The sequence below is a fragment of the Streptomyces chartreusis NRRL 3882 genome, assembly GCF_900236475.1.
GTDB classification, from domain to species: domain Bacteria; phylum Actinomycetota; class Actinomycetes; order Streptomycetales; family Streptomycetaceae; genus Streptomyces; species Streptomyces chartreusis_D.
In genome coordinates this window covers 2,177,846-2,204,761 of record NZ_LT963352.1, presented here as the reverse complement: position 1 = coordinate 2,204,761, position 26,916 = coordinate 2,177,846, and the positions used below count along the sequence as shown (strand labels likewise).

Sequence of the window (26,916 nt, the reverse complement as noted above, 5' to 3'; positions counted from 1 at the left end):
AGGTGTACCGGCTCAGGGGGAAAGTCGGTGGAGACACACGCGGGGTTCGGCGAACCCGAGGACGACTCGGGCCGCGCGGGCGGCTTACGGCTGCTGTTACGGATGACCAACGCCCTGTGCGGTCTGGGCTGCATGGAGGACGCGCAGGGGCGGCTGCACTTCGGGGTCGTCCTGGGTGATCTGCTGGGCCGTCAGATCGACCTGCGCGGCGTGAAGTTGCGCGAGGACGTGGTGCTGCTGGTGCGCGCCGCGCTGAGCATGCCGGGCGGCGAGCGCGTACTGGTCGAGGTGGTCCGGATCCTCGAAGGAGATCTGGCGGGCGACGAACTCGACCTGCTGCTCGACCAGTGGCTCGCGCCCGCCCCGCCGTCCGCCCTCCAGGGCCCCCTCTCCCGTGGCGACATGACCCGGGCCCGCTCCCTCCTCGCCCTGGGCGAACTCCCCGCGGCCCGGCTGCGTGACGCCCTGGTCGAGGAACTCAACGGCCTCGACCTGCCCACCGGACTCGCTCCGGAACAACTCCTCGCCCACGTCCTGGACTGGAACGTGCAGCCGGACGGACTGCCCCCCGCCGTCCTCCTGATCGACCACGCCGCCCGGCTCGCGGCCACTGCCGAGCACCGCACCGCCCTGTCCGGGTGGGTGAAGGACTGGGCCGGGCAGCACGGCCTGACCGGCGCACTGGAGGAACGGCGCCGGGTCCGCGGCGCGGTGACGAGTGATCCGGACATCCCGCGCTGCCTGGTCGTCGCCGTCGAACCCGCACGGGACGGCACCGGCGAGATCGTCGTCCGCCCCTGGCTCAACACCGTCCCCGGCCGCTGGGACCCCCAGCCCGGCGAACCCGCCACGACCACCCTCGACGAGCTCGGCACGGCCGTCCAGCGCGCGTTACGCCAGGGCGCCCGCCTCTGGGCGGTGCCCCGCGACCCCGATCCGAGTGGACGCAGGCAGCCGCCGCCGTACATCGAGTTCGTCCTTCCGTACGACCTCCTCAACCACGATGTGGCCGGCCTGACCTTCCGGGTCGGCGACGGGCAGCCGCTGCCGCTCAGCCTGAAGTACGGGGTGCACCTGCGCAGTCTGGAGCGGATGCGCACGGACGACGCGCTGGTCCTGGACCAGTGGCGGGAACGCTGGCACACCCTGCGCGAACACGGCGTCCTGGTGCACGGCTGGCGCGAACCGGACGGCGGTCGGCTCGGCGAGTGGCAGGCCGGGCTCGCCGGGGAACCCAGACGTACGGCGGTGGTGCTCGACGCGCCGGCCGACGTCATGGCCCTGGAGGCCCTCAAGGCCGCCATAGCGGAAGGGATAGGGCTCGCGATCTGGGACCGCAGAGGTGTCTTCCGTGAGGAGCGCCGGGAGGTGGTGACGGCCCTGTTCGCCGCGGCGCCCACGCCGGCGAGGATCCCGGTGGCCGTTCACCTCCTGCGCAGGAACGCCGAGAGCGACGGGCGCGGCCCCGGCGAACTCCTGGGTAGACATATCGGTTTTTTCTGGGACGATCCGACGCGTCCCGTGGATGTTCAGCCCATCGACCCAGGCGATCTCGCCAGCGAGGAGGCATCGGCATGAGTGCGCAGGAGCAGACGGTCCCGAACGGCTGGCGGCTCTTCCACGGCACGGGCAGTGCCCCCGCCGTCCCGCCGGCACTGCCCGAACCGCCGCCCTGGCGCCGGTTCGCCGGCGGTCCGCCGTGCCCCGTGCCCCCGGCCGACCCGCAGGCCGCGCTGCGCCGCCTGGGCCCCGGCGACGTCACCCCGCAGCTGGGCGAGGAAGAGATCGACATCGTCAACGCCGCGCTGCTGCTGCGCCGGCCCCTGCTGATCACCGGCCCGCCCGGCGTCGGCAAGTCCACCCTCGCCCATCTGATCTCGCGTGAGCTCGGCCTCGGCCGGGTCCTGGAGTGGAACATCGTCAGCCGCACGACCCTGCGGGACGGCCTCTACGCCCATGACGCCATGGGCCGCGCCCAGGCCATCGCCGCCTGGCGGGCCGACGGCCCGGGTCCGGCGGACGCCACGGGGCCGGCGGACGACACGGGGCCGGCCGAAGACGTCAACACCGTGCTTACTCAAAAACCTCGTCAACTTCCCCCAGTTCTGGGCGACTTCATCACCTTGGGCCCCCTGGGGACCGCCCTGCTGCCCTACGATCGTCCCCGTGTGCTTCTCGTCGACGAACTCGACAAGAGCGACATCGACCTGCCGAACGACCTGTTGCACGTCCTGGAGAACGGAAGCTATGACGTCCCCGAGCTGGTGCGTGACGCCGCGGACACCGCGTGCGTCCACACCAGCGACCCGGGGGGCCGAGCCGAGGTGCGCGGCGGGCGGGTCGAGTGCCGGGAGTTCCCGGTCGTGGTGATCACCAGCAACGGAGAACGCGAATTCCCCGCGGCCTTCCGCCGGCGCTGTCTGCCGCTGGAGATGCGCACGCCCACCCGGGAGCAGCTCCTGGCCATGGTCGAAGGGCACCTCGGAACCCGCCCGCAGGGCACGGAAGACCTGGTCGACCTGTTCGTCCAGCGCGTCCAGGCCGGCGGCACCCACTCACTGGACCAGCTACTGAACGCTGTCCAGATGACTACCGCGGGTGGTTTCCAGGCCGATGGTGACGGGCGTAAGCTCGTGGAAATGCTCCTACGCGACCTCGCGAAGGGCCGCTGAATGAAGGGCTATCCCAGGGAGCACGCATCCGGGCTCGGCGACGGATTCCCCGTTTCGGGGTCGTCGCCTCCTTCGGTGTTCGCCGAATCCGCCGACGAGGCGGCAGAGCACGGAGTGCCGGTCCCCGCCGCCCTGGACCAGCCCGTCCCACGCTGGCAGGACGTCGCCGACGCCGTCTGGCTCGCCGCGTACTGGAGCCACCACGGCGGCCCGGGCACATCCGGCCCGGAGCCCGCGCAGGGCCGGGCCGCGGCGCCCCCGGCTCCGCCACCCGTACGCCGACGGGAAGCGGAGGACGCGAACCAGCCGGAGACACCACCGGCCGACGAGCCCCGCCCGGCCGGCACCGCCCCCGACGCCGTACGCCCCCCGCAGCCGCCCGCCACCCCCGCCCTTCCCGAGGACCCCGGCGACCAGCCGCAGCCGCCGGTCACCGCCGCGCTGCCCGGAGAAGCGGGCACCGCGGCCCGCCTGTTACCCGACGCCGAGGGCCGCTTCACCCTGCGCCTCGGGCAGCCGCTGCTGCCCGCCGACGACCGACCGCAGAACGCCCCGGGGCGCACCACCGCCCGGTTCGCCCGCGCCCTGCACCAGCTGGCCCGACGCGTGCCCTCGCGGGACACCCTGGAACTCGACGAGGAGACCACCGCCGAGCAGGGAGTCGTGGACGGCCTGTGGATGCCCTTCCTGCGTCCCGCCCGCAGTGCGGCCTTCGACCTGGTCCTGCTCGTCGACGACGCGCCCACCCTCCGGATCTGGCAGGAGTCCACCGCCCGTCTCGCCCAGGCCGCCGAGCACAGCGGCGCCTTCCGGGCCGTGCGCACGGTCCGGGTGAACGTGCCGCGCACCGGGACCGCCACCCTGCGCTGGACCGCCGCCCGGGCGGCCGCCGACCCCGCCGAACTCCTCGACGGGCGTGGCGACCGCGTCTTCCTCGTGGTCACCGACGGACTCGCCCATGGGTGGGCCTCGCCCGCCGCCGACGACCTGCTCGGCCGGCTCGCCCACGCCGGCCCCACGGCCCTGGTGCATCTGCTGTCGCCGCATCTGCGCCACCGCACCTCGCTCTACCCCTACCCGGCCGTCCTGGAGGCCGGCGGATTCGGCGCCGCCAACGACGGGCTCGAACACTGGGCGCCGCCCGGCGGCCCCGACCCCCTGCGACCGCTGCCCGACGCGGGTGACGGCTCCGTGCCCGTGCCGGTGCTCTCCCTGAAGCCCGGCTCCCTGGCCGCCTGGGCCGACCTCGTCACCGGGGAGCGCGGAGTGCGTCGCGCCCTGCCGGTCGTTTTGGCCGGCACCCTCACCAAGGGATCGCCCGCACCCGGACTGCGTGCCCCGCGCTTCCCGCGCGCCGCCAAGGCCGCCGTGCGCCGCTTCTTCACGCTCGCCACCCCGGCCGCCCGCCGGCTCGCCACCCAACTCGCCGCCGTTCCCTTCGATTTCGACGTCGTGGAACAGCTGCGGCGGCGCATCATGCCGGAGACCGGCCCGGACCACCTCGCCGAGATCCTGATGGGCGGGCTGATCGACTGGGACGGCGGCGGCGAGGGGAACCCCGAGTTCGCCGACGGGGTCCGTGAGGAACTGCTCGCCACCACCACGCGCAGCCAACTCGCCCACACCGTCAGCGTGGTGGGCGAACTGCCCGCCGCCGGCGCCCGGGGTGTCGCGCTGCGCGCCGCCCTGCGCGATCCGATGGGCACCACGCTGCCCGACCCGTCCGAGCGGAGCTGGATGCGGAGCGAGCTCGCCGTGATGCGGGCGCTTTCGGGGCCGTACTCCGAGCGGGCCCGCCGTATCGAGCCCGGACTCTCCCGGGCCCGCGGGCCCGGTGCCGCCGATCGAGTGAGTCCGGGAATGTCCGGAGTTACACCCTCTGAGGTGAACCGCGCTGATCATGGGGGATTGCCCGACGGAACGGGAAGTCTGCCACCGTCGAACGGCCCCAACGAAGCTGGAGAACCTCCCGTGCCACCCCTGGTAACCGACGCCACCCCACAAGATCCCTCGGAGGCTGAGCCCCCCATGCCGACCACCGCTACCGGAACGCCCGCCGCCCTTCTGGTGAACGTGCCTCTGCGGAACACGTCATTCGTCGGCCGGCAGGCGCTGCTGAGGGCCGTGGAGGAGCAGCTGGGCTCGCAGGACACGGCCGCGGTGCTGCCCAACGCCCTGCACGGCCTAGGCGGTGTCGGCAAGTCCCAGCTGGCACTCGAGTACGTCTACACCCACCAGCACGACTACCGGGTGATCTGCTGGATCCCCGCCGAGCGAGAGAGCCTCATTCTGGCCGCGCTGGCCCAGCTGGCGGCGCAGCTGGGTGTCGCCCCGACCGGCCAGGACAGCCTCGGCGCCCCGGCCGCCAACACGGCCGTGCCGGCCGTACTGGAGGCGCTGAGCACCGGAAAGCCGTACGACAGCTGGCTGCTCGTCTTCGACAACGCCGAGGACGTCGACGCGGTGCGCGCCTACTTCCCCACCAATGGCCCCGGGAAGGTCATCGTCACCTCCCGGAACCGGGCCTGGGAACGGGTGGCCACATCGCTGCCGGTCAACGTGTTCGAGCGCGAGGAGTCGATCGAGCTGCTCCAGAAGCGTTCGCCCGACCTGTCCACGGAGGACGCCGGCCGGCTCGCCGAAGCGCTGGGCGACCTGCCGCTCGCGGTCGAGCAGGCGGGAGCCTGGCGCGCGGTGACCGGCATGCAGGTCGACGAATACCTCGACCTGCTCGCGCAGCGCAGTCCCGAGATCCTCGAGCTCGACCCGGCTCCCGACTATCCGGTGTCCGTCGCCGCCGCGTGGGACATCTCGCTGGAGCGGATCAAGGAGAACAACCCCGGCGCCCGGCAGCTGCTCGACATCTGCGCCAGCATGGCTCCCGAGCCCATCCCCAGGGCGATGCTGCGCGGCAGCCGCGGTGTCAACGTCACGCCGGAGGTCGACCCCCTGCTGCGGGAGTCGATCAAACTCAACCGCGCCGTCCGCGACCTCAGCCAGTTCTCCCTGGTCCGGGTGGACCCGCGTTCCGACACCCTGCAGATGCACCGCCTGCTCCAGACCGTGCTCCTGGCCAAGCTGAGCGCCGACGAACGGGAGCGGATGCGCGACGCCGCGCACCAGCTGCTGTCGGCCGCCAAGCCCGGTCCCTCCGGCTCCTCACTGGAATGGCGCGCGTACCAGGCGCTGTTGCCCCACGTGCTCACGTCCCAGGCCGTGACGAGCACCGACACCTATGTGCGGGAGCTGGTCTTCGACACGGTGTGGTTCCTCTACTACTGGGGCGACCACGTGAACGCCGCCGACTTCGCCCGCCAGGCCTGGAGTGCCTGGATCGGATCCTCCGGCGAGGACGACGTCCACGTCCTCCGGATGACCAAGAGCCTCGGATTCCTGCTGCGGCAGAACGGCCAGGTTCCCGAGTCCATTCCGCTCACCGAGAAGGCCCTGGAGATCTCCCGCCGTACCGACATCGACCCGGAGAACCTGATCGACTCGCTGTGCGAGATGGCCGACGCCCGCGGCTACCAGGGCAGGTTCGAGGAAGCGCGGGCTCTGACTCAGGAGGCCACCGAGCTGGCCCGGTCCCTGTTCGGCCCGGACGATCCGATGACGCTGCGCGCCACCCACGCCTGGGGAGTCGCCCTGCGGTTGTGCGGCCGGTTCCGGGAGGCGCTGCCGCTGGACCGGGAGAACGCCCAGCAGCGTGAGCTGCTCTTCGGCCCGGCCAGCTTCTTCACCCTGAACACCCTCAACGCCCTCTCCATCGACATGCGAGAGAGCGGGGACTATCCCGGCGCCCGCGACTTCCAGGACGACGCGTACCGCCGAGCGCGCACCGAACTCGGTGAGGAACATCCGCTCACGCTGCGCATCGCCCGGAATCTCGCGGTCTGCCTGCGTCGTGACGGGGCGCACGACGAGGCGGCCAAGCTCTCGGAGGAGACGCTGCGGCGCTTCATCGCCCGTTACGGACACGACCACTTCGACGCCATGTCGACGGCGACCAACGTGGCCGTCGACCGGCGCCTGACCGGTGACGTCGACGGCTCCCGGGAACTGGCGGAGGTGACTCTGCGGCGATTCGAGCAGCGTCTCGGCGAAGACCACGCGTACACCCTGCTGACCAAGGCGAACCTGGCCGCCACCCTGCGCGAACTCGGCGCGCTGGACCAGGCTCAGGAGCTGGAGGACGACGCGGCACGTCGGCTGGCAGCGGGTGTGGGGCCCCGGCATGTCACCACGCTCACCGTCGCCATCGGGCAGGCCAACACGGCCTACGCACGCGTCGACTTCGAGCGGGCGCACGAGATCGACCAGGCCAATCTGCCGCTGCTCGCCGAGATCGCCGGCGAGGAGCACCCGCTGACGCTGTCCTGCATGGCGAACCTGGCTCTCGACCTGCTCGGCCTGGGCCGCAGGGCGGAGGCGGACGAGTTCAAGCGCAAGGCGACGGACGGCTTCGCTCGTGTGGTCCGTGGCGAGCACCCGTGGCTGCTGGCGGCCCGCCAGGGCCGCCGTATCGACTGCGACATGGCGCCGATGCCGCTGTAGGCGGCGGCCTCGTCCGGGGTGGCGCCCGTGTGCCGCCCCGGGCAGGTCAGCCCGCGTCCGCCACCGGCGTGGTGGACGTGCCGTCCGACGGGCGAGGGGGCACCGGGGCGTCGGCGATGTGGTCCTGGAGCGGCAGGACGGTCACGCTCTCCGCACGGCCCGGGACGCGGGTCGGCTCGTGGTCCGACAGTCGGCGGACCAGGATCAGCAGGGGCTGGGTCAGCAGCGTCGTGGCGAGGGCCATGAAGACCAGCACCGTGTAGAGGGGCTTGCTCACCAGGCCCGCCTGGAGACCGGCGTTGAGGGCGATCAGCTCCGTGAGGCCCCGGGCGCTCAGCAGGACACCGACGGTCCGTGCGTCGTCCCGGTCCAGTCCGCCCACGCGGGCCGCCACCACGCCACTGCCGACCTTCGTGGTGACCGCCAGCACCGTCACCACCAGCAGCGCGATCCACCCGGTGGCGGTCATGTTGTTGAGGGTGACGGACTGCCCGGAGAAGACGAAGAAGTAGGGCACCAGCAGGGAGCTGACGATGTGCAGGGGCCGCAGCAGGTCCGGGTCGAGCGTGCCGTCGTCCTGACGCGGGCAGACGATCCCCGCGAGCAGCGCGCCGCAGATCGCGTGCAGCCCGAGGAACTGCGTCACGGACGCCGACGCGCAGGCGAAGCCGATCAGCAGCGCCAGCCGCAGGGACGGCTCCATCCGGGTCCGCCACAGCAGCCTGCGCAGCACCGGCCGGGCCGCCACCAGCATCAGCACGGCGAAACCGGCCGCGATGGGCGCCCGCCACTGCCAGCCCAGCGCGTGCTGCCCGCTGTCGCCGTCCAGCATCGTCCCGGCCAGCACCGTCCAGCCGATCACGTCGAGCAGCCCGGCGGCGGACACCGCGAGGACTCCCGGCACCGTGTCGGCCAGACCGTTCTCCCGCACGATGGCCGTCAGCACCGGTACGGCCGTTATCGACAGGGCGACGCCGGCGAACAGCACCATGCCGACCGTGAGCGCGGGCAAGTCCAGTGCCCGCAACTGCTCCCGGAACAGCAGCGCGCAGCCGCTCCCGACGGCCATCGGCACCACGAACGCCGCCAGGGCCACCGTCACCGCCGTACGCGCCCGGTCGCCCAGGATCTTCAGATCCAGCTCGTATCCCACCGCGAACAGGAAGACCACCAGGGCGAACTGCGCGAGCCCGTTCAGTGCGATGCCGATCTCCTGGGGGAACAGCAGCGTGTAGGCATCCGGCGCGGTGCTGCCGAGCAGCGAGGGGCCGAGGGCGATGCCCGCCGTCAACTGGCCCACGATGTACGGCTGCTTCAGGCGCTGTGCCACCCAGCCGGCGCCATGGCCGATCGCAAGAATCAGGGCCGAGGCGAACAGGAAATGCGTGACCACCGCTTCAGCGCCCACTGCGTCCCCCTGTGTCCAGTTGTCGTGACCGCCGGTTCCGGCCGTGGGTGGGTCCTCGCACGTGTGCTCGACTCCAACTTCCCCATGATACTGGTAACTTGACGGAGTATCGGCAGTCGTACACAACTCCGCACGGGTGTCACGGGGGGCACATGGCGACAGTCGTCTTCATTCATGGAACAGGGGTGCGGGAACCAGGCTTCTCGAAGCTTGCGGGGCGCGTGGCGGCCGGACTGACCGCCCTGCGCGAGGGACTTCGCATCGTGCCCTACTACTGGGGAGGCACGCACGGCGCCACGCTCGCCGCCGGCGGGGCCAGTCTGCCGGCGGAGCCGGGCGGCACGTCCCGGGGACCGGCCGGGCGGTCCCCCGGAGACGAGGCGGCCGCCGCCTGGGCCGCGCTCTACGCCGACCCGTACGCCGAACTCGTCCTCGCGGCGGCCGGTGCGCCGCAGGTCACCGAGAGGGCGCCCGGTTCCCTGCCGCCCGATCACGCGATCCGGGCGCGCCTCGCCGCTCTCGCCGCGCAAGGGGACGCGCCCGCCGCCGAGTTGGGGCCGGGCCTGGCCCGCGCCGCCACGGACCTGGCGGCTCATCCACTCCTCGGGCCCGCCGCCGAGGCCCTCGCTCCGGACGACCTGGCGATCCTCGCCGCCCGCAGTCTGACCGCCCGGGTCCTCGCCGACGCCCTGGACTCCGACGCCCCGCTCGTGCCGGTCGGCGACCTGCGTGACGCGGTCACCGACCGGCTCGCCGCGACACTCGGTGCACAGCCGCGGGGCACGGAACGCGGGGTGCGCTCCCTGGTGCTGCGGGTCGCGGGTTCGGCGGCATCCCGTGCCGCCGTGCGCCGCCGGCGCGCCCTCACCGAGGCCGCCCATCCGGCCGCCGGTGACATCCTGCGGTATCTCAGCCGGGGCGAGGCCGCCCGCACCGGCCTGCGCGACCTGGTCGCGGGCCTGGAACCGCCGGTCGCCCTGGTCGGCCACAGCCTGGGCGGGATCATCGCCCTGGACACCCTGATCTCCACTCCGCTGCCACAGGTCCGGCTCCTGGTGACGGCGGGATCCCAAGGGCCGTTCCTGTACGAGTCCGGGTCCCTGCCCTCCCTCGAACACCCCGCCCCGCTCCCACCGTACATGCCCGACTGGCTGAACCTGTACGACCCCCGTGACCTGCTCTCCTACCTCGGCGCGGGCCTGTTCCCGGGCCGCGTCACGGACGTCCCGGTCGACAGCCGCCAGCCCTTCCCGGCCTCGCACAGCGCCTATTGGACGAACCCCGAGGTCTACCGGCACATCGTGGACCGGCTGCCGTGAGTCCCGCCCGGGTGCACGCGCTGATCGTCGGTGTCGAGCGGTACGACGCCGGACCCGGCTGGGACCTGCCCGGGCCGGCCCGGGACGCCGTGGCCTTCCACCGGCTGCTGCGGGCCGCCGGGGTGCCGGACGAGCAGCTCCGGCTCCATCTCGCCCCCCTGCCGTCCTACGTCCCGGACGTTCCGTATCACCCAGCCGACCATGCCACCCTGCGCCGCGTCCTCGTCCGGGAACTGCCCCTGGCCCAGGGCGATGTCCTCTGGGTGTGGTGGGGCGGGCACGGTGTTCTCGACCTGGCCGGGCACCTGCGGTTGTTCTGTGCGGACGCCAGTACCGCCGACAAGCTGGGCATCGACCTGGATTCCGCGCTCGACCGGTACGCGGGGGACGCCGTACCGGCCTTCGGCGAGCAGCTGTGGATCGTGGACGCCTGCGAGACCTTCGAGGAGGACCTCGCCTTCCGGGAGCAACTGCCGCCGGACGCCCTGCCGGTGGGGCGGCGCAACCTCGCCCACCGGCAGACGCTGCTACGGGCGGCCGGGCGCGGACGGGTCGCCGCCAACGACCCCGAGCGCGGTACGGGGCTGTTCTCCGAGATCCTGCTCGGGCTGCTGGCCGAGGAGGCGGCCGTCCTGCCCGCCCCGCCCGATCCGGAGGGACTGTTTCCGGCCGTAAGGGCGCGTATCGCGGCCCTCAGGGAAGCGGGACGTACTCTCCAGTATCCGGAGATTCGGCTCCAGAGCCCCGAGCGCACCGAGATCGTGACGCCGGCTCAGGCGGGTGCCGGGGCGCGCCCGGCTTCACCGTTGCAGCGGGCGGTCGACGCGTTCCTCGCCTATCCGGCGATGGGGGATCCCGTCGAACGGCAGGCGGTGGTGGGCACGCTGGACCCGCGTGTCACTGCGACGCTGCCTCGTCACAGCAAGGCCCGCACGGATGTCGTCGGCATCCTCAACAGGCTGGCCCGGAGTCGGCCGGAGATGCTGTGGGAGCTGTTCGACGCCGTCGTCTCCCTCGACGACGATCCGGTCCTCAAGGGCGAACTAGGGTCTGCCCTAAGGGAGTTCGCGGACTCCGTCGGGCGCCCGCGCGATCAGAAATGATCGGGTGGCGTGATCGTACGGTTTTCGACCCGGGCAGGAATGGCCATGATGGACATGGACACGGGCACGGGGCATCGCGTGCCACCGTGCGAGAAGGGGGAGCATCTTGGACCAGCCGCCCGCTCTGTGCCACGCCGAAGCCGCCGTTCCTGAGCCGGCCACCGCTGCTGGTACCGACGTCTGGGAGTCGGATCTTGCCGACCTGGCGGAGTTGCCCGTGACCGCGGTGGACCGTCTCGCCCCTTTGCCCCCCTCCGCCCGTCTTCTGGGCGAGGTCCTGCGCGCACGCGACAGCATCAGAGGAGGCAACGAAGGGACCGCCCGGGCCGAATAGCCTTCCAGTCCCCGACGGCAGGCGGCCCAGGAGGCCTCGAAGACCGCCGGGGCTCCATGCCCGCACCCCCGACGGGAGGTCCCGCATGCCCAGCGCGCCGCGCCCCGCCCCGTTTCGCATGCCCGAGCGGATCTTCGCGGAGCTGGCCGCGGGAGGCGGCTCCGCGGAGGCCGTCGCCTTCCTCGAACGGGCCGAGCGGGCGCGCAGGCTGCTGCTCCTGCGGACCCTGCTGGACCGGCTCGGCACGCTGCGCACGCCGCTGAGCCCGGCCGCCGAGGCCTGGGCCGTCCTCAAGGAGGCCGCCGCGGTGGCGCCCGGGCCGGTCGACCGGCTGCTGCTCGCCCCGGCGACCGGCGGCTGGATCGCCCATGTGCTGCGCCGACTGCACGGCACGGCGTCGGGCCCACCGCTGTGGGCGGAGGCCGGGCACCTGTGCGCCCTCGCCCTCGCGGCGTCCGTCCGGGCCGGTACGCGGGCGGATCTCAGGGTGTCCCTCAGCGACGGCGGACTGCCGCTGCCGGGGCTGGGACTGGCCCGACTTCCCGGTGCCGAAAGGGGATTCACGGTCGGCCGGGCCCGAACGAGCGGGGGCGAGCTGGTGCTGTCCGGTCCGGGCCGGGACGGCGGCACCGTATCGGTGACGGTCCACCCGGCGACGCAACCCCTGCCGTCGCCGGCCGCGGAGGCCCCGGCACCGGCCGCCGAGGCACCCGGCCCGGGCGCGTGGCTTCCGCTGCGCACCCTCACCCACCACACCCCCGCCGGGCCGCTCGCCATCCCGCTCGAAGACCTGGACCCCTACCGCGACCTGGACGACCCCCTCCCGCCCGCACGGCTCGACGACGACGAGGCCGAGGCGTGGCAGCGGCTGTTCGAGGAGGCCGTCACCCTGCTCGCCGGGCCCGGCGGCGACGGGCCAGGCCGGTTCGACCCCGGGGCGATCCGGGCCGTCGTGCCGTGGGGGCGTACCGGCACGCTGCCGCCCGCCCCGCCCACCGTCCTGGTCTCCGCCTCCAGCGGCGACTCCTTCGGGGCCATGGTGATCGCCCGCACCTCCTCCGCCGTGGCCCTCGCCGAGACGCTGGTGCACGAGTTCCAGCACAGCAAGCTCGCCGCCCTGCTGCACCTCTTCCCGCTGCTCGACGACGACCGCGAGGAGCAGTACTACGCCCCCTGGCGGCCCGACCCACGGCATCTGACCGGCCTGCTGCACGGGGCTTACGCCTTCACCGGTGTCACGGGCTTCTGGCGGGACCGCCTGGCCGGGGCGCGGGACGACCGGGCGGCCGACACGGCCGGGTACCACTTCGCGCTGCGCCGGCTGCAGAGCCGCCTCGTCGTGCGCACCCTGCTGGCCAGCGGCCGTCTCACCCCGCAGGGCCGGGCCCTCGTGTCGGGCCTCGCCGGCACGCTCGACGGCTGGCTGCGCGAGCCGGTCCCGCACGCCGCCCTCAGCCGTGCCCGTACGGCCGCCGCGCTGCACCGCACCGAATGGCGGCTGCGTAACGTCGATCCCGCGGTGGAGATACCGTCGGACGGCCCCCGCTTCCGCCCCGACCGCACCTCCTGGCCCGACGTGCGCACGCACGCCTTCGCCGACCGCCCCGCCACCCCGCACACCGCCGACGAGCACCTGGCCGCCGGGGACGCGGCCGCCGCGCTCGCCCGGTACGCCGGACAGCTGGCCGCCGACCCTGCCGAGCCGCACGCCCTGGCCGGCTGGATCGTCGCCCGGGCCGTGCTCGAACCGGGCCGGGCGACGCGGCGCATGCTGGCCCGGCCGGAGCTGCTCCAGCCGCTGCCCAGCGGCTGACCGGCGGCGTCCCGGCGCGGGCTGGTTGTCGTCAGGCGGACGCAAACAAGAGTTCGTCGAAACACGCGAGCAGCGCGTCAACAGGCGCTCCGGTGGTCAGGATGGAGGCATGGCTTACCACGTCCACTCCGAGGCCGGGCGGCTGCGCCGCGTCATCCTGCACCGGCCCGATCTCGAGCTCAAGAGGCTCACCCCCAGCAACAAGACCTCGCTCCTCTTCGACGACGTGCTGTGGGTGCGCAGGGCCCGCGCCGAGCACGACGGGTTCGCCGACGTGCTGCGCGACCGGGGCGTCACCGTCCACCTCTTCGGTGACCTGCTGACCGAGGCCCTTCAGGTCCCGGCGGCCAGGGCCCTCGTCCTGGACCGCGTCTTCGACGAGAAGGAGTACGGCCCGCTGGCCACCGACCATCTGAGAGCCGCGTTCGAGAACCTGCCCGCGGCGGAGCTGGCCGAGCTCCTGGTCGGCGGCATGACCAAGCGCGAGTTCCTCGACGTGCACCCGGAGCCGACCTCGGTGCGCTTCCACGTCATGGAACTGGACGACTTCCTGCTGGACCCCCTGCCCAACCACCTCTTCACCCGCGACACCTCCGCGTGGATCTACGACGGCGTCTCCATCAACGCCATGCGCTGGCCCGCCCGGCAGCGCGAGACCGTGCACTTCGAGGCGATCTACCGGCACCACCCGCTGTTCCGCGACGAGACCTTCCACATCTGGTCCGAGGGGCAGGCCGACTATCCCTCCACCATCGAGGGCGGGGACGTCCTCGTCATCGGCAACGGGGCGGTGCTCATCGGCATGAGCGAGCGCACCACGCCCCAGGCCGTCGAGATGCTCGCGCACAAGCTGTTCGCCGCCGGTTCCGCCGAGACGATCGTGGCCCTCGACATGCCCAAGCGGCGTGCCTTCATGCATCTCGACACCGTGATGACGATGGTCGACGGCGACACCTTCACCCAGTACGCGGGGCTCGGCATGCTCCGCTCGTACACCATCGAACCGGGCGTCGGCGAGAAGGAGCTGAAGGTCACCGACCATCCGCCGGAGCACATGCACCGCGCGATCGCCGCCGCGCTGGGCCTGAACGAGATCCGGGTGCTGACCGCCACCCAGGACGTGCACGCGGCCGAACGCGAGCAGTGGGACGACGGCTGCAACGTCCTGGCCGTCGAACCCGGCGTCGTGGTCGCCTACGAGCGGAACGCCACCACCAACACCCACCTGCGCAAACAGGGCATCGAAGTGATAGAGATCCCGGGCAGCGAGCTGGGGCGGGGGAGGGGCGGGCCGCGGTGCATGAGCTGTCCGGTCGAACGAGAGGCCGTATGAGCACCCACCGTAACGTATAGGCATGCTGAGTTTCGTATAGTATTCCAGTAGTCCTGTCCGTCCCCGCACCGCCGTATCCCTGGAGCGCCCCATGGCGACAGTCCCGACCGCCCTCGCCGGCCGCCACTTCCTCAAGGAGCTGGACTTCACCGAGGAGGAGTTCCGTGGCCTGGTCGAGCTGGCCTCCGAACTGAAGGCCGCCAAGAAGGCCGGGACCGAGACGCAGTATCTGCGGGGCCGGAACATCGCGCTGATCTTCGAGAAGACCTCCACCCGCACCCGCTGCGCCTTCGAGGTCGCGGCCGCCGACCAGGGCGCCTCGACGACGTACCTCGACCCGTCCGGCTCGCAGATCGGCCACAAGGAGTCGGTGCGGGACACCGCGCGGGTGCTGGGCCGGATGTACGACGGGATCGAGTACCGGGGCGACAGCCAGCAGAAGGTGGAGGAGCTGGCGGCGTACGCCGGTGTGCCGGTCTACAACGGGCTCACCGACGACTGGCACCCCACCCAGATGCTCGCCGATGTGCTCACCATGACCGAGCACTGCGCCAAGCCGCTGCCCCGGATCGCCTTCGCCTACCTGGGTGACGCCCGCTTCAACATGGGCAACTCCTACCTGGTCACCGGCGCCCTGCTCGGCATGGACGTGCGGCTCGTGGCCCCGAAGGAGTACTGGCCGGCCGAGGAGGTCGTCGACCGGGCCCGCGCGCTCGCCGAGACCAGCGGCGCCCGCATCACCCTCACCGAGACCCTGGACGAGGGTGTCCGTGGCGCCGACTTCGTCGCCACCGACGTCTGGGTCTCCATGGGCGAGCCGAAGGAGGTCTGGGCCGAGCGCATCACCGCCCTCGCCCCGTACGCCGTGACCATGGACGTCCTGCGCGCCACCGGCAACCCGGACGTGAAGTTCCTGCACTGCCTGCCCGCCTTCCACGACCTCGGCACCAAGGTCGGCCAGGAGATCCACGCGGCCCACGGCCTGGAGTACCTGGAGGTGTCGGACGAGGTCTTCGAGTCGGCGCACTCCGTGGTCTTCGACGAGGCGGAGAACCGACTGCACACCATCAAGGCGGTGCTGGTCGCGACGCTCGGCTGAACCGCGCCCCACCAGCCCCCACGTCGCCCGCCTGTCAGGCCGACGGGCGCCGCTGAGCCGGTACCACCGGCAGTCTGAACCACACCGCCTTGCCGGACTCGGTCGGCCGGTGCCCGCACGACGAGCTCAGGGTGCGGATCAGGAGCAGGCCGCGCCCGTGCTCCTGCCAGGGGTCGGGCAGCCCGCCGGACGGACACGTCAGATCGCCGGGCGGCTTCGGGTCGGTGTCGTGCACCTCGACCTGGCAGCCCGACGCCATCAGCTCCACCACCAGCTCTATCGGCCCCCGCCCGGAGGTGTGCTCCACGGCGTTGGCCACCAGCTCCGCCGTGAGCAGCTCCGCGGTGTCGCAGTCGGCCCCGTGCTCCAGCTCGGCCAGCGCCGTACGGACCAGGGCACGGGCCACGGGCACCGCCGCTGCGGTGTGCGGCAGCGCGATGCGCCAGGAGGCGGGGGCTGAGGGGAGTTCGTACAAGGCGGGTCCGTTCATGGAGCAGGACATCCTGCTTTCAACCTTATGAATGGTACGGCGCCACTCTTCCGAGGCGTCCGAGGGGCACTGTCGGGGGACCTGCGGCCCCCTTGCCGCACGGCTTACCCAGGTGAACGCGGTGCCGCGCACAGCTGCTCCCGCCGTTACGCCGGTGTGGACGATCTGTGACGGATGTGACCGGCCCGGTTCACACCCGGCTCCCCAGGAAGTCCTACCCGGACGGCCTATCGCGCACTCATGACGACAGTCACGGATGAGTGATAACTTCGTGGGGTAGAGCTCAGTGAGGCAGTGCCCGCCCGAGGAGGCCGCACGTCATGAGTCCCTTCACCGGCTCCGCCGCCCGCACCCCGAGCTGGGAGCACCTGCGCGTCGACGTCACCGACGGCGTCGCCACCGTCACCCTGGCCCGCCCCGAGAAGCTCAACGCGCTCACCTTCGGTGCCTACGCCGACCTGCGCGACCTGCTCGCGGAGCTGTCCCGGGAGCGGTCCGTACGGGCCCTGGTGCTGGCAGGCGAGGGCCGCGGCTTCTGCTCCGGCGGCGACGTGGACGAGATCATCGGCGCCACGCTGTCCATGGACACCGCCCAGCTCCTCGACTTCAACCGGATGACCGGCCAGGTGGTCCGGGCCGTCCGGGAGTGCCCCTTCCCCGTGATCGCGGCGGTGCAGGGCGTGGCGGCCGGGGCCGGAGCGGTGCTCGCCCTGGCCGCCGACTTCCGCGTGGCCGACCCCACGGCCCGTTTCGCCTTCCTCTTCACCCGCGTCGGCCTCTCCGGCGGCGACATGGGCGCGGCCTACCTCCTGCCCAGGGTCGTAGGGCTCGGCCACGCCACCCGCCTCCTCATGCTGGGCGACGCCGTCCGGGCCCCCGAGGCGGAGCGCATCGGCCTGATCAGCGAACTGACGGAGGAGGGCCGGGCGGACGAGGCGGCCGGGATCCTGGCCCGCCGGCTGGCGGACGGCCCGGCCCTCGCCTTCGCCCAGACGAAGGCCCTCCTCACGGCCGAGCTGGACATGCCCCTGGCGGCATCGGTGGAGCTCGACGCCTCGACTCAGGCCCTCCTGATGACAGGAGAGGACTACGCGGAGTTCCACGCGGCATTCACAGAAAAGCGCCCCCCGAAATGGAGCGGACGGTAGTGGATGTACCTGGAGGGGCGCGGGGCTGTGCCGATCTGCGGCTCCGCCGCGGGGCGCGACAAGCCGCAACGCACCCGCAGCCGCCCAACGACAAGAGCGACCCCCTACGCGTCGCGATCATCGGCGGCGGCCCCGGCGGCCTCTACGCCGCCGCCCTCCTCAAACGCCTGGACCCCACCCGCGCCATCACCGTCTGGGAGCGCAACCCCCCGGACACCACCTTCGGCTTCGGCGTGGTCCTCTCCGACGAAACCCTCGGCGGTATAGAACACGCCGACCCCCAGGTCTACGAGGCCCTCCAGAGGGACTTCGTCCGCTGGGACGACATCGACATCGTCCACCGCAACGCCCGCCACACCTCCGGCGGCCACGGATTCGCCGCACTCGGCCGCAGGCGCCTCCTCGACATCCTCCACACCCGCTGCCGCGACCTCGGCGTCGACCTCCGCTTCCACACCGAGGCTCCGAAAGACCTCCCGCGGACCCACGACCTGGTCATCGCCGCCGACGGCATCCACAGCACCACACGCGAGACCCACGCGGACGTCTTCCGCCCCCGGGTCACCGCACACCGCTGCCGCTACATCTGGCTCGCCGCCGACTTCCCCTTCGACTCCTTCCGCTTCGAGATCGCCGAGACCGAACACGGCGTGATGCAGCTGCACGGCTACCCCTACGCGCCGGACGCCTCGACCGTGATCATCGAGATGCGCGAGGAGGTCTGGCACGCGGCCGGATTCGACGAGCTCGGCGAAACGGAGTCGATCGAACGCTGCGCCAAGATCTTCGCGGAAGCACTCCGCGGCCGCCCCCTGAAGTCCAACAACTCGGCATGGACGACCTTCCGCACGGTCGTCAACGACCGCTGGTCGCACGGCAACGTCGTCCTCCTCGGCGACGCCGCCCACACCGCCCACTTCTCCATCGGCTCCGGCACCAAGCTCGCCGTCGAGGACGCCCTGGCCCTGGCCGCCTGCCTGGAGGAACAGGACACGCTGGACCACGCCCTGGCCGCGTACGAGGCGGAACGGCGGCCCGTCGTCGCCTCCACGCAGCGCGCGGCCCGGGCCAGCCTGGAGTGGTTCGAGAACCTCGCCCTGTACCTGGACCAGCCGCCCCGCCAGTTCGCCTTCAACCTGCTCACCCGCAGCCGCCGCGTCACCCACGACAACCTGCGGCTGCGCGACGCCCGCTTCACGGAGACGGTCGAGCGCGAGTTCGGCTGCCCGCCCGGCACGCCCCCGATGTTCACGCCGTTCCGGCTGCGCGGCCTGACCCTGCGCAACCGGGTCGTCGTCTCGCCCATGGACATGTACTCGGCCGTCGACGGCGTCCCCGGCGACTTCCACCTCGTCCATCTGGGCGCGCGGGCGATGGGCGGGGCAGGGCTGGTGATGACCGAGATGGTGTGTGTCAGCGAGGAGGGCAGGATCACGCCCGGCTGCGCCGGCCTCTACACCGGCCGGCAGGCCGAGGCCTGGCGGCGGATCACGAACTTCGTGCACGACCGGGCACCCGGCACCGCGATCGGCGTGCAGCTCGGCCACAGCGGCCGCAAGGGCTCCACGAAGCCGATGTGGGAGGGCATGGACGAGCCGCTGGAGGAGGGCAACTGGCCGCTCGTGGCCGCCTCCGCGCTCCCGTACAAGCGGTTCAGCCAGACTCCGCGCGAGCTGTCCCGCGCCCAGCTCACCGACATCCGCGAGCAGTTCGCGGCCGCGGCCTGCCGCGCCGCCCGGGCCGGATTCGACCTGCTCGAACTGCACTGCGCCCACGGGTACCTGCTCTCCGGCTTCCTCTCCCCGCTGACCAACCGCCGCACCGACGCCTACGGCGGCCCGCTGGAGAAGCGGCTCCGTTTCCCGCTGGAGGTGTTCGACGCCGTACGGAACGTCTGGCCGGGCGAGCGGCCCATGACCGTCCGGATCTCCGCCACGGACTGGGCCGAGGGCGGGACGACCGCCGAGGAGGCCGTCGAGATCGCCCGGGCCTTCGCCGCGCACGGCGCCGACGCGATCGACGTGTCGACGGGGCAGGTGGTGGCGGACGAGCGGCCGGAGTTCGGGCGGTCGTACCAGACGCCCTTCGCGGACCGCATCCGCCACGCCACCGGCGTCCCCGTGATCGCGGTCGGCGCGATCTCCTCCTGGGACGACGTCAACTCGCTGATCCTGGCGGGCCGCACGGATCTGTGCGCCCTGGCCCGCCCCCACCTCTACGACCCGCACTGGACGCTGCACGCGGCGGCCGAACAGGGCTACACGGGCCCCGGCGCCGTCTGGCCCGCCCCGTACCGCGCGGGCAGCCGCCGCCCCCAGACGGGCCGCACGGACGCGCCCAGGCCGCGCCTCACTCTGGGGCGCTGAGCAGCCCCACGAACGTAGCGCCCGCGTCCCGCAGCCGCTCGTGCAGGCCCTGGAACACCGCTGACGAGCGGGTGCCAGGCCAGTCCCGGGGGAGCAGTGCGGACGGCAGACCGGGGTCGGTGTAGGGGAGGTGGCGCCAGGAGTCCAGGGCGAGGAGGTAGTCGCGGTAGGCCTCCTCCGGCGGGGTGTCGTCGCGTTTCTCCCAGTCGTGCAGCACGGGGGCGTGGCGGTCGAGGAACGCCTCGTGCTGCTTGGCGATGGCGGCCAGGTCCCACCAGCGGGCGACGGCCTCCGCGGTCGGGGCGAAGCCGAGGTGGTCACCGCGGAAGAAGTCGACGTAGGTGTCCAGCCGCAGCCGCTGGAGTGTGTGCCGGGTCTCATCGTGCAACCGCGCGGGCGCGATCCACACGCCGGGCGCGGCCGTGCCGAAACCGAGGCCGGCCAGCCGGGAGCGCAGCACGTGCCGCTTCTGCCGCTCCGACTCCGGCACGGAGAACACGACGAGCACCCAGCCCTCGTCCTCGGGCGGCGCCGTGGCGTAGATGCGCCGGTCGCCGTCGTCGAGCAACTGGCGGGCGTCCGGGGACAGTTCGTACCCGGCGGCGCCCTGGGCGGTGCGGGCGGGCACGAGCAGCCCGCGTCTCTTCAGCCGCGACACCGAGGAGCGTACGGACGGGGCGTCGACGCCGACCGCGGCGAGCAGCCGGATCAGCTCGGCGACGGGCACGGGACCCGTCGCGAAGCGGCCGTACGCGCCGTAGAGCGTGACGATGAGAGACCGTGGTGCATGCTGGTCGGACACGTTGATCATCTTAGGTCGTACGGGTCACTCCCGGTCGCCTGCGGTGCCGCCGTCCGGGAGCCCTCCCGTGCGCAGCCTGAACCGCTGGAGCTTGCCGGTGGCCGTGCGCGGCAGCGCGTCCAGGAAGACGATCTCGCGCGGGCACTTGTACGGCGCCAGCTCGCTCTTCACGAAGGCGCGCAGCGCCTCGGCATCCCGGTCGGCGCCTTCCTTGAGGACGGCGAAGGCCACGACGACCTGCCCGCGGGCCTCGTCGGGCCGCCCCACGACCGCCGCCTCCACCACGTCCGGGTGCCGCAGCAGCGCGTCCTCGACCTCCGGTCCGGCGATGTTGTAACCGGCCGAGATGATCATGTCGTCGGCGCGGGCGACGTACCGGAAGAAGCCGTCGGGTTCGCGGACGTAGGTGTCACCGGTGATGTTCCAGCCGCCGCGTACGTACTCCCGCTGCCGCGGGTCGGCGAGGTAGCGGCAGCCGACCGGTCCGCGCACCGCGAGCAGTCCCGGCTCCCCGTCGGGTACCGGCTCGCCGTGCTCGTCCTGCACGCGCGCGTGCCAGCCCGGCACGGGAACGCCCGTCGTGCCGGGGCGGATCCGCTCGTCGGCGGCGGAGATGAAGATGTGCAGCAGCTCGGTGGCGCCGATGCCGTTGATGACGCGCACGCCGGTGCGTTCGTGCCATGCCTTCCAGGTGGCCGCCGGCAGGTTCTCGCCGGCCGAGACGCAGCGGCGCAGGGACGAGACGTCGTACCCGTCCAGCTCGTCGAGCATCGCGCGGTACGCCGTAGGGGCCGTGAACAGCACGGACACCCGGTGCCCGGCGATGGCCGGCAGCAGTTGCCTCGGACCGGCCTGTTCGAGCAGCAGCGCACTCGCCCCGGCCCGCAGCGGGAAGACCACCAGCCCGCCGAGGCCGAAGGTGAAGCCGAGCGGGGGGCTGCCCGTGAACACGTCGTCGGCGCGCGGGCGCAGCACGTGCCGGGAGAAGGTGTCGGCGATCGCCAGGACGTCCCGGTGGAAGTGCATGCAGCCCTTGGGGCGGCCGGTGGTGCCGGAGGTGAAGGCGATCAGCGCGACGTCGTCGGCCGCCGTGTCGACGGCCTCGTACGGTGTGCCGGGCGCCGGGCGGTTGAGGAGGTCGTCGGGGGCGTCGCCGCCGTAGGTCGTGATCCGCAGGCCCGGGATCTCGGCCTTGGCGAGGTCGTCGACGGCCCGGATGTCGCACAGCGCGTGCCGGACCCGGGCGATCTCGCACATCGTGCCCAGCTCGTGCGGGCGCTGCTGGGCGAGCACGGTGACCGCCACGGCCCCCGCCTTCAGCACCGCCAGCCAGCAGGCCGCGAGCCACGGTGTGGTGGGACCGCGCAGCAGCACGCGGTTGCCGGGGACGACGCCGAGTTCGCCGGTGAGCAGGTGTGCGACGCGGTCGACGCGGGCGCGCAGATCGGCGTACGTCCATGGTTCTCCGGCCCGGGTGAGGAAGGCCGGGCGGTCGCCGGGCGGGCCGCTCAGCAGTTCGGCGGCGCAGTTGAGCCGTTCGGGGTAGCGCAGCTCCGGAAGGTCGAAACGGAGCTCGGGCCATTGGTCCGGGGGTGGCAGATGGTCACGGGCGAAGGTGTCGACGTGGGCCGTACCCCGTGGATTCATACGATTCGCCCCCTTGGCGTGGTGGGCTCGCTCCAGGAGCGTATCGTGTTGGTGACGACAGTCAACGGTCCGCGATAACCTCGGAGCGGCCCGGCCGGGAGGCAGGGGTGGCGGAGAAGGGACCGGCGATGACCGCATTCTCGCTCGAACCGGCACAACTCGCCTGGTGCGCCGAGCTGCGCGCCCTGGCCGCGGAGCGGCTCCGCCCGCTGGCCGAGAAGGGCGAGCCGGGCCGGGTGAACCGGGCCCTGGTCGCCGAACTCGGCCGCCTCGGGCTGCTCGGCCGCCTCTTCACCTCCGGCGCGCTCGACCTGTGCCTGATGCGCGAGTCCCTGGCCTACTCCTGTACGGAGGCGGAAACGGCCCTGGCCCTCCAGGGCCTCGGCGCCCACCCCGTCCACGCCCACGGCACGGATCCCCAACGCGCCCGCTGGCTCCCCCGAGTCACCGACGGCACGGCGATCGCGGCCTTCGCCCTGAGTGAGCCGGGGGCGGGGTCGGACGCGGCGGCACTGGGGTTGCGGGCGGAGCCGCCCGCCGAACTGGCCGCCCACCCCGACGGCCCCACCCGCTGGCGTCTCACCGGTGAGAAGTGCTGGATCTCCAACGCGCCCGAGGCCGACTTCTACACCGTCTTCGCCCGGACCACCCCGGGGGTGGGCGCGCGTGGTGTCACGGCCTTTCTCGTGCCGGCCGACCGGCCGGGGCTGACCGGGGCCGGACTCGACATGCTCTCCCCGCACCCCATCGGCGCGCTCGACTTCGACGCCGTGCCGGTGACGGCCGACGACGTGCTCGGTGAGGTGGACCGGGGATTCCGGGTCGCCATGGGGACGCTCAACCTGTTCCGCCCCAGCGTCGGCGCCTTCGCGGTCGGTATGGCCCGGGCGGCGCTCGACGCGACCCTCGCGCACACCGCCGGGCGAGACGCCTTCGGCGGCAAGCTGCGGGACCTTCAGGCCGTCTCCCACCAGGTCGCCGAGATGGCCCTGCGCACGGAGGCGGCCCGGCTGATGGTCTACGCGGCGGCGACGGCGTACGACGAGGACGCCCCGGACGTGCCCCGGCGCGCGGCCATGGCGAAACTGCTCGCCACCGAGACCGCGCAGTACGTCGTCGACACGGCCGTCCAGCTGCACGGCGCCCGCGCACTGCAACGCGGTCACCTGCTCGAACACCTCTACCGGGAGGTGCGCGCCCCCCGGATCTACGAGGGGGCCAGCGAGGTCCAGCGCGGCATCATCGCCAAGGAGTTGTACGCAGCCCACCAGGAGGCCCGGTGACCACCGAACGCGTCAACCCGCCCGGCCTCGCCCCGCCGGCGGGCTTCTCGCACGCCGTCGTGGCCTCCGGGTCCAGGGTGGTCTTCCTGGCGGGGCAGACCGCCCTCGACGGCGACGGCAAGGTGACCGGCGCGACCCTGCCGGAACAGTTCGAGAAGGCCCTCACCAACCTGCTGACCGCCCTCGCGGCGGCCGGCGGCACGCCCGCCGACCTGGCCCGCGTCACCGTCTACGCCACGGACGTCGCCGCGTACCGCGCCCACGCCCCGGAACTCGGCCGCCTCTGGCGGAAACTGGCGGGCCGTGACTACCCGGCCATGGCGGTCGTCGAGGTCGTCCGGCTGTGGGACGAGGAGGCATTGGTGGAACTGGACGGCTTCGCGGTGCTTCCGTAGGGACGCGGCGGACTCGCCACCGAAGGGGTGAGGATCACGGGCGGCGGGCCGGAGGCCCGGTACGAGTGGAAGCCGCAAATCCACTCCTTTCGGGAGGTTCCCCATGCGTCTACGCCCCCTTCTCGGCGCGGCGACCGGTGCCGCGCTGCTGCTGCTCACCGGTGCCACCGCCGTGCCCGCCACCGCGGCGCCCACCCCGCACGAGGCCGTGACGGTCGACTCGGTCGGCCGGATCGCCGCCGACGGCACCGTCACCCTCTCCGGCACCTACCGCTGCCAGAGCTCCAGCGGCCCGGTCTTCGTCAGCTCCTCCGTGACCCAGGGCGTCTCCACCACCAGCTACGGCATCGGCGGCACCCGGGCCGTGTGCGATGGCGCGAAGCACCGCTGGGTGAACACGGGCCGCCCCGTGCCCGGCGCACTCGTGCCCGGCGCGGCCCGCGTCGAGGCCACTGTGATGGAACTGCGCACCTCCACTGGCCTGCCGCTGCCCCGCTTCCACGCCGTACGGGACCAGGCCGTCACCCTGACCCGGGGCTGAGCGCGACGGTGAACGGAACCGGTGAGCGGCCCGGGTCCACGGGGGCTCACCGGTCCAAGAGCCGAGCGGCGTAAAGCAGTTGTTCATGCCGGAGCACCAGGGGTAGTAAGGCCCCATGACTACTCTTGGTGCTGTCTTCCGGCCTCAGCTGCCCCCCGAGAAGCTGCGTGACATAGCCCGTACCGCCGAGGCGGCGGGGCTGGAGGAGCTGTGGTTCTGGGAGGACTGCTTCCTGGAGGGCGGGGTCGCCACCGCGTCCGCCGCGCTCGCCTGGACCGAACGGCTGCGGGTCGGCATCGGACTGATGCCCGTGCCCCTGCGGAACGTCGCCCTCACCGCGATGGAGGCCGCCACCCTGGACCGGCTCTTCCCGGGGCGCTTCACGCTGACCGTCGGGCACGGCGTGCAGGACTGGATGGGGCAGGCCGGAGCGCGGGCCGAGTCGCCGGTCACGCTGCTGCGTGAGTACCTCGACGCGCTCCGGGCGCTGCTGCGCGGCGAGCGCGTCACCACCGACGGGCGGTACGTGAAGCTGGACGACGTCGGCCTCGACTGGCCCCCGCCCACCGCTCCCGAGGTGCTCGCCGGCGTCACCGGCCCCCGTTCGCTGCGCCTGTCCGGCGAGGCCGCCGATGGCACGCTGCTCAGTGAGGCCACCCCGCCGGACGGTGTCGCCAAGGCCCGCCGGCTCATCGACGAGGGCCGAGCGGTGGCCGGCCGCACCGGCTCCCACCGCGTGGTCGTCTATCTCCTCACCGCCACCGGGCCGGACGCCGCCGCCCGCCTCCAGGCCGAGCGCACCGCCTCCGGCACGGACAAGATCCCCGACCTGGGGGTCGCCGGCGACGCCGGTACGGTGGCCGAGGCCGTTCAGCGCCTGGTCGCCGCCGGCGCCGACACCGTCGTCCTCGAACCCACCGGCGATGAGCCGGACCCCGAGGGCTTCGTCCGCTTCGTGGCCGAGGAGGTCCGCCCCCTCGTCCCGTAACCCCGCGAAGGGGCACCCTGTGCGCTACTCCTGGGCGTGCCGGATGGCGTCCAGCACGATGTGTGCCACGTGGTCGTCGGTGAGGGTGTACCGCGTCTCGCGGGCCTGACGCCGGGCGGCGACGATCCGGGACGTGCGCAGCACCCGCAGATGCTGGGAGACCAGCGGCTGGCTCACGCCCAGCGCGGTCACCAGCTCATGGACGTACTTCCCGCCGCCGGACAGTTCGCGCACGATCCCCAGTCGTACGGGCGAGGCCAGCGCGCGCAGCAGCTCGCTGGCCGCTTGCAGGGTCTGATCCGGCTCGTCCGTGGGGGCAGCGGGCGTCGTTGTCATATGCGCACATTAGCATATGACAACGATTTCCAGTATGCCGGGCAGGAGCCTCAGTGGTCGTCCCAGTGTCCCTCGTGGGCGGCGTGCCGGTGACCGTCGTGCACGTAGTCGGTGTGGTCGCCGTGCCGCACGGCCAGATGGCCGCAGTTGTCGCCGTGCTCGTGGTCGTGGTTCTGGTGCACCGTGTGGCCGCCGTTCGCGCACTCGTCGACGTGGTCCTCGTGCGTCCGGTGGATGTGGCCGTCGTGGGCGTAGTCCGTGTGGTCGCCGTGGGTGAAGGCGACGTGGCCGCAGTCGTCGCCGTGGGCGTGCGCGTGGTTCTCGTGGGTGAGGTGCTCGGCGGTGGTCATGGGGTGGCTCCTTGCGTGTGCTCGTGCTGCCCGCGACGCTTCCGCCGGGGCCGTCATGGCGACATTAACATATAGCGATTTCTGCATGTATTGTCCGGCCGGCCGGCGCCGCCCGCGAGCCGAGGGCGGCGCAGGGGTGACGCCCGGGTCAGCGGACCGCGACGACCACGCAGCTGTCGCCGTACTGCCAGACCGGGCCCGCCGTGGCGAAACCCGCCTGCCGCAGCAGCTCCAGATGGGCGGAGAGAGGGAGTTCGGCGGGGCGGCCGGTGTCGAGAGGCGCCGCACGGCGGCGGCGCTCGGCGAGCAGGTCCGTCAGCTCGGGGTCTTCGGAGACGGCGGCCCACCAGGAGCCCCAGTCCTCGTGCGCGAACACCCGCTGCCGGTCGGCCCGGCACCGCCCGACATGGGCGGCGATCCCGCCCGGGCCCGTGTCGTCCTGGGGGAGGTGGTCGCCGTTGACGAGGACACCGCCGGGCCGCAGCAGCGCGGCGAGCTGCCGGTAGGTGCGCAGCAGGGTGTCGCGGTCGAGGTAGTGCAGGGCCGTCGTGGAGACGGCCGCGTCCAGGGGCCGGTCCAGGTCCAGGGTCCAGGTCCAGCCGGGTGCGCCGATCTCGGCGTCGATGTAGCGGGCCGCGTCCGGGTGATGGGTCCGGCCCAGCTCCAGCAGCAGGGGATCCCGGTCCACGGCCACGATCTCCGCGTCCGGCAGCCGCCGGACCAGCCGGGCCGCCAGTGAGCCGGGCCCGCACCCGAGGTCGACGACGAGGGGCCGGGAGTCGTGCCCGGCCGTGACGTGCTCGACCACATCGGCGATCACCGTGAACCGCTCCTCGCGGTCGACCGCGTACCGCTGCTGCTGGAGCTCCCAGCGCTCCACCCACCGCTCCGCCGTCGCCAGACTCAGCCCCATCCGGTCGCGCCACCTTGCCGTC

The 26,916-nt window shown here is 72.7% G+C and carries 21 protein-coding genes; 14 read left to right on the top strand and 7 right to left on the bottom strand.

Features of this window, described 5'->3' with window-relative positions:
- The first annotated feature begins 27 nt into the window (after positions 1-27).
- Genes SCNRRL3882_RS09750 through fxsT form a run of 3 tightly spaced genes read left to right on the top strand, consistent with a single transcriptional unit; the run spans position 28 to position 7,226 of the window.
- The gene (locus tag SCNRRL3882_RS09750) at positions 28-1,578 is read left to right on the top strand and encodes an effector-associated domain 2-containing protein (RefSeq protein WP_010033819.1); all 1,551 of its coding nucleotides are present in this window, start codon (positions 28-30) and stop codon (positions 1,576-1,578) included.
- A complete protein-coding gene (locus tag SCNRRL3882_RS09745) occupies positions 1,575-2,672 on the top strand; it encodes an AAA family ATPase (RefSeq protein ID WP_010033820.1) in 1,098 nt (365 codons plus the stop codon). Before SCNRRL3882_RS09750 ends, SCNRRL3882_RS09745 begins: the two co-directional genes overlap by 4 nt.
- A complete protein-coding gene (fxsT, locus tag SCNRRL3882_RS09740; RefSeq protein ID WP_010033823.1) occupies positions 2,673-7,226 on the top strand; it encodes an FxSxx-COOH system tetratricopeptide repeat protein in 4,554 nt (1,517 codons plus the stop codon).
- A 46-nt stretch (positions 7,227-7,272) separates the two neighbouring features.
- On the opposite strand, the gene SCNRRL3882_RS09735 is transcribed toward fxsT, so the two are convergent.
- On the bottom strand, positions 7,273-8,634 hold the full coding sequence (locus tag SCNRRL3882_RS09735) for a cation:proton antiporter (RefSeq protein ID WP_086012463.1): 1,362 nt from the start codon (positions 8,632-8,634) through the stop codon (positions 7,273-7,275).
- Between the two features lie 152 nt (positions 8,635-8,786).
- Here SCNRRL3882_RS09735 and SCNRRL3882_RS09730 point away from each other — a divergent pair, with 152 nt between their 5' ends.
- The 5 genes from SCNRRL3882_RS09730 (at position 8,787) to argF (ending at position 15,635) form a co-directional block, all read left to right on the top strand.
- Entirely contained in the window at positions 8,787-9,953 is a 1,167-nt protein-coding gene (locus SCNRRL3882_RS09730) for a hypothetical protein (RefSeq protein ID WP_029180748.1), read from the top strand.
- On the top strand, positions 9,950-11,056 hold the full coding sequence (locus tag SCNRRL3882_RS09725) for an effector-associated domain 2-containing protein (protein ID WP_010033830.1): 1,107 nt from the start codon (positions 9,950-9,952) through the stop codon (positions 11,054-11,056). The genes SCNRRL3882_RS09730 and SCNRRL3882_RS09725 overlap by 4 nt, the downstream gene beginning before the upstream one ends.
- Positions 11,057-11,475: 419 nt before the next feature.
- Positions 11,476-13,203 carry an HEXXH motif domain-containing protein gene (locus SCNRRL3882_RS09715; protein ID WP_010033833.1) on the top strand — a complete coding sequence of 576 codons (1,728 nt, stop codon included), beginning with the start codon at positions 11,476-11,478 and terminating at the stop codon, positions 13,201-13,203.
- Positions 13,204-13,312: 109 nt separating this feature from the next.
- Entirely contained in the window at positions 13,313-14,536 is a 1,224-nt protein-coding gene (locus SCNRRL3882_RS09710; protein ID WP_010033839.1) for an arginine deiminase, read from the top strand.
- Between the two features lie 91 nt (positions 14,537-14,627).
- On the top strand, positions 14,628-15,635 hold the full coding sequence (gene argF / locus SCNRRL3882_RS09705) for an ornithine carbamoyltransferase (RefSeq protein WP_010033840.1): 1,008 nt from the start codon (positions 14,628-14,630) through the stop codon (positions 15,633-15,635).
- Between the two features lie 34 nt (positions 15,636-15,669).
- On the opposite strand, the gene SCNRRL3882_RS09700 is transcribed toward argF, so the two are convergent.
- A complete protein-coding gene (locus tag SCNRRL3882_RS09700) occupies positions 15,670-16,137 on the bottom strand; it encodes an ATP-binding protein (protein WP_010033841.1) in 468 nt (155 codons plus the stop codon).
- A gap of 308 nt (positions 16,138-16,445) precedes the next feature.
- On the opposite strand from SCNRRL3882_RS09700, the gene SCNRRL3882_RS09695 reads away from it, so the two are divergent.
- Both SCNRRL3882_RS09695 and SCNRRL3882_RS09690 read left to right on the top strand, forming a co-directional pair.
- Positions 16,446-17,273, top strand: coding sequence for an enoyl-CoA hydratase family protein (locus SCNRRL3882_RS09695; RefSeq protein ID WP_010033843.1), 828 nt, complete (start codon positions 16,446-16,448; stop codon positions 17,271-17,273).
- On the top strand, positions 17,258-19,639 hold the full coding sequence (locus tag SCNRRL3882_RS09690) for a bifunctional salicylyl-CoA 5-hydroxylase/oxidoreductase (protein ID WP_040902509.1): 2,382 nt from the start codon (positions 17,258-17,260) through the stop codon (positions 19,637-19,639). The genes SCNRRL3882_RS09695 and SCNRRL3882_RS09690 overlap by 16 nt, the downstream gene beginning before the upstream one ends.
- Here the strand turns inward: SCNRRL3882_RS09690 and SCNRRL3882_RS09685 are convergent.
- Positions 19,623-20,450 (bottom strand): PaaX family transcriptional regulator C-terminal domain-containing protein, encoded by an 828-nt coding sequence (locus SCNRRL3882_RS09685; RefSeq protein ID WP_010033847.1) that lies wholly within the window; start codon positions 20,448-20,450, stop codon positions 19,623-19,625. The genes SCNRRL3882_RS09690 and SCNRRL3882_RS09685 overlap by 17 nt on opposite strands.
- Before the next feature lie 15 nt (positions 20,451-20,465).
- A complete protein-coding gene (locus tag SCNRRL3882_RS09680; protein WP_010033848.1) occupies positions 20,466-22,088 on the bottom strand; it encodes an AMP-binding protein in 1,623 nt (540 codons plus the stop codon).
- A gap of 128 nt (positions 22,089-22,216) precedes the next feature.
- Between SCNRRL3882_RS09680 and SCNRRL3882_RS09675 the strand changes: the two genes are divergently transcribed.
- From SCNRRL3882_RS09675 to SCNRRL3882_RS09660, 4 genes are all read left to right on the top strand, one after another.
- Positions 22,217-23,371, top strand: a complete 1,155-nt coding sequence (locus SCNRRL3882_RS09675) for an acyl-CoA dehydrogenase family protein (RefSeq protein WP_010033851.1) — start codon at positions 22,217-22,219, stop codon at positions 23,369-23,371.
- On the top strand, positions 23,368-23,766 hold the full coding sequence (locus SCNRRL3882_RS09670) for a RidA family protein (RefSeq protein ID WP_010033854.1): 399 nt from the start codon (positions 23,368-23,370) through the stop codon (positions 23,764-23,766). The genes SCNRRL3882_RS09675 and SCNRRL3882_RS09670 overlap by 4 nt, the downstream gene beginning before the upstream one ends.
- Before the next feature lie 103 nt (positions 23,767-23,869).
- Positions 23,870-24,307, top strand: coding sequence for a DUF6299 family protein (locus SCNRRL3882_RS09665; RefSeq protein WP_010033856.1), 438 nt, complete (start codon positions 23,870-23,872; stop codon positions 24,305-24,307).
- 115 nt (positions 24,308-24,422) lie between these two features.
- Positions 24,423-25,295, top strand: coding sequence for an LLM class flavin-dependent oxidoreductase (locus SCNRRL3882_RS09660; RefSeq protein ID WP_010033859.1), 873 nt, complete (start codon positions 24,423-24,425; stop codon positions 25,293-25,295).
- Positions 25,296-25,319: 24 nt separating this feature from the next.
- Here SCNRRL3882_RS09660 and SCNRRL3882_RS09655 read toward each other — a convergent pair whose 3' ends face one another.
- From SCNRRL3882_RS09655 to SCNRRL3882_RS09645, 3 genes are all read right to left on the bottom strand, one after another.
- Positions 25,320-25,631, bottom strand: coding sequence for an ArsR/SmtB family transcription factor (locus tag SCNRRL3882_RS09655; protein ID WP_010033862.1), 312 nt, complete (start codon positions 25,629-25,631; stop codon positions 25,320-25,322).
- A 50-nt stretch (positions 25,632-25,681) separates the two neighbouring features.
- A complete protein-coding gene (locus tag SCNRRL3882_RS09650) occupies positions 25,682-25,981 on the bottom strand; it encodes a hypothetical protein (RefSeq protein WP_010033870.1) in 300 nt (99 codons plus the stop codon).
- 148 nt (positions 25,982-26,129) lie between these two features.
- Positions 26,130-26,894: a class I SAM-dependent methyltransferase gene (locus SCNRRL3882_RS09645; protein ID WP_010033875.1), complete on the bottom strand. Its 765-nt coding sequence runs from the start codon at positions 26,892-26,894 to the stop codon at positions 26,130-26,132.
- Positions 26,895-26,916: the final 22 nt, after the last annotated feature.